The sequence below is a fragment of the Flavobacterium sp. genome, assembly GCF_003525665.1.
GTDB lineage: Bacteria > Bacteroidota > Bacteroidia > Flavobacteriales > Flavobacteriaceae > Flavobacterium.
In genome coordinates, this window is the sequence record NZ_DQDX01000177.1 from 1,116 (window position 1) to 4,792 (window position 3,677).

Consider the following 3,677-nt stretch of genomic DNA (forward strand, 5'->3'; position numbering starts at 1 on the left):
ATTCTATAATTGCAAGTGGCGTTTCTTTTACTACATTTGCTTTATCGTCTACTAAAATGGCTTCAATTCTGCCCGAAGTTTTGGCAAGTATTTTTTGTGGCGGAACTTGAGTTGTAATACTAATTTGGGCTGAAATCATATCAGGATATTTTATCATCCATGAAACTCCAAGCATTAATAAAACAATTGAAAGCACCACAATATTTCCCCAACGAATTAACCAATGCGGAACTCGTGTAAGTATTTCTTGAACTTCTTCGCTACGTAAATTTATATCTTTAATTTCTGGCATTTTAATTTCCTAATTGCAACTGATTTCTAACCAATTCATAATAACTTCCTTTTAAATTTACTAGTTCTTGATGGTTTCCAATTTCAACAATTTTGCCTTTTTCGAGAACAACTATTTGATCGGCATTCATAACTGTACTTAATCGATGCGCAATTACAACAACCGTTTTATCTTTAAAAAAAACATTTAATTTCTCCATAATTTCCTTTTCATTATTGGCATCGAGTGCAGATGTAGCTTCGTCAAAAAACAACATTTCAGGATTTTTATAAACGGCTCTTGCAATAAGTAATCGTTGTTTTTGTCCTGTGCTCATACCAACGCCTTCCATACCTATTTTGGTGTTGTAACCCAACGGATAATCTTCTATAAATGTTTTAATATTAGCAACATCACTGGCGTAAACTAGTTTGTCTTTGTTAATTACATCAACTCCAATGGCAATATTGTTTGCAATAGAATCACTAAAAATATATCCTTCTTGCATTACCGAACCTACATGATAACGCCATGTTTTTTGCGATAATCGCGACAAAGGCGTTTTATTGATTAAAATTTCACCCAAATTGGGTTCGTAAAATTTCAATAATAATTTCATTAAAGTCGTTTTTCCGCTGCCACTTGTTCCTACAATTGCTGTAATTTTATTTGCCGGAATGGTCAAGTTTAAATTTTCTAAAACATTAACATCAGAACCAATATATTTAAACGATACATCTTTAATTACTATATCGGCATCTTGCGGAATGTCGTGAATTTTTTCTTCATCATTTTGCGTTTCGTCTTCTTTATCGTGAATTTCACTTAATCGTGCTAGTGATATTTTAGCATCTTGCGCTTCTCTAATAAAACCTATTAGTTGCATAATTGGACCATTTAAACTACCAACAATACTGCTTATTGCCATCATCATTCCTAACGTAATTTGTCCGTCAATTACTAATTTTGCAGATAGAAAAATGATAATGATATTCTTTAACTCGTTGATGAAATTAGAACCAATAGATTGCGTTTGCTCTAAAACTAAACCTTTCATTGAAACTTTAAACAATCTAGCTTGAATATATTCCCAACCCCAACGTTTTTGTTTTTCGGCATTGTGCAATTTAATTTCTTGCATTCCGTTGATTAGTTCAATGACTTTACTTTGTTCTTGTGAAACTTCTGAAAATCTTTTATAATCTAATTTCTCTCTTCGTTTTAAGAACAACGTTACCCATAAAAAATAACAAAAACTTCCTATAAAAAACACCGCAAAAATCTTTAAATTATAGTAAGCCAAAACGCCGCCCATAATGAACATGTTGATTACAGAAAACAAAACACTCAAAGACGAAGTGGTTAAAATTCTTTCAATTCTATGATGGTCGTTGATGCGTTGCATAATGTCTCCTGTCATGCGAACGTCAAAAAACGAAATGGGTAAGTTCATTAATTTGATAAAAAAATCAGAGATTAACGAGATATTTATTCGTGAGGAAAGGTGCAATAAAATCCAACTTCTAATGAGTTCGAGTGCTGTTTTACCAAAAAACAAAAACAATTGCGCAAACAAAACCATGTATATAAAGTGAATATTTTGGTTTTGAATACCAACATCTACAACGCTTTGCGTTAAAAACGGAAATAGTAGTTGCAATAAACTTCCTGCTAATAACCCAATAATTAGCTGAAAAACAAACGACTTGTAAGGTAAAATGTATTTGAAAAGTAGCGAAAACCCAAACGATTTTTCTTCTTTATCTTGCTGGAAGTCAGAAGATGGAAGATGGAAGTTGGGTGTAGGTTCAAGCAGCAGAGCAATGCCTTCTTCGGTAACTTCTGTTGCATTGTTGCCTATCCAAAATTTTAGAAATTCATCTTGATTGTATTCTAGTAAACCAATGGCTGGATCAGAAATAAAGTAATTCATTCCTTTTGTCATTCCGTAGGAATCTCTTCTAATTCTATAAAGTACAACGTAATGTTCTTTGTTCCAATGTAAAATACACGGCAACGGTGCTTCTTGCAGTTTTTCTATGCTAAGCTTTACGCCAAGTGTACGAAAACCAATTTTCTCGGCAGCATCGCTAAGATTGAGTAAATTACTTCCTTCACGTGTGGTTTCGCTATATGTGCGTAACGTTTGTATGTTTATGGTTTTGCCATAATGCTTGACAATGATTTTTAGGCAAGTTGGTCCACAATCTTTGGAGTCGGCTTGTTTGTAGAATGGGAATTTTTTACGCATTTTTTTTTGCAATCAGAAATCGTTAATCTTCAATCGTTAATCAATCCTTTTTAACTAAATCTTGCATACCATAATATTCTATTGCTTTTTGCTTTAATGGGTTGGTACTCCATTCTGCCCATTCGTTGGTGTATGAATTGTAACCACATTTTAAAGGTTTAGATAAATCAATATCACCTTCAAAATCAGTTCGTTCTGTATAGGCACGACAATCGGTACAAATGTGGCGGAACTCACAATCTTTACATACAACAATCATGTCTTTGTTTACATTCCAATATTTTTTAAAATCAGGATGATTTAGTGCTTCTTCTAGTGTGGTATCTTTTATGTTGCCAAAACTTTGTGGCATGGATGGACAGTTTTTAATGTTACCGTCTTTGTCGATGGAGATTTTTTTGTTAAGACACGAGTTGTGATTAATAGATTCTAAAACCTTCAATTTATTAATATTAAAATAAAATGTCTCAACAGCTCCACAATGTTTAAAAGAATCTATTTTTTTGTCTATATAATTAATTGAAAATGTTGTGTCATCTTGATATTTAGGTTTATCTTTAGAGTTGTAAATTGTGATTGAAACAACTCTAAAATTGATTTTATCAATTTTAGATATAAAATCTAAAAAAAGTTCTGAGTATTCAATAATCAATTCAATTCCCTTTACTTCTAAATCTTTTGTTTTTACAAGTAATTCTATTAGTTCTTCAATGGATACTTGGTCATAAATAATAAATTGTACATTATTGCACATTAATTTATCTAGACCATTAAGAATCATGTCCAAATTATTTGAAGTTTTTTTTGAGAATTCAATTATACAATTAGTAATATGAGCAGGGAATTCAAAAGAATAATCCATATCAATAAAATTATCGAACTCTTCATTTTCACAAATAAAACCATATTCATTCTCTAAAAGAAAATCAATATACTCATTAATTACAATTTTATTTTCAATCCCATAGATTTTATATATGTCAATTAAAGATTTTTTTTGTTTTATCAAATTAATAAATTCTTCAAAAGTATCAGGAATGGCAATAAAACTCTCTCTTTGTATATCTAAAATTAAACTACGACTTGATCCTTTTGAAACTATACAATTAGAAAATACTTTTAGATATTTGTTTTTCATTTTAATCTACTTATCGG

General features: G+C 30.9%; 2 protein-coding genes and 1 pseudogene. All 3 read right to left on the reverse strand.

Annotated features, from left to right (window positions below; genetic code table 11):
• A pseudogene (locus DIU01_RS12225) lies at positions 1-292 on the reverse strand (HlyD family secretion protein); the annotation flags it as partial.
• 1 nt (position 293) lies between these two features.
• Positions 294-2,522 (reverse strand): peptidase domain-containing ABC transporter, encoded by a 2,229-nt coding sequence (locus tag DIU01_RS12230; protein WP_290834859.1) that lies wholly within the window; start codon positions 2,520-2,522, stop codon positions 294-296.
• Between the two features lie 40 nt (positions 2,523-2,562).
• Positions 2,563-3,660, reverse strand: coding sequence for a grasp-with-spasm system SPASM domain peptide maturase (gwsS, locus tag DIU01_RS12235; RefSeq protein ID WP_290834860.1), 1,098 nt, complete (start codon positions 3,658-3,660; stop codon positions 2,563-2,565).
• Positions 3,661-3,677: the final 17 nt, after the last annotated feature.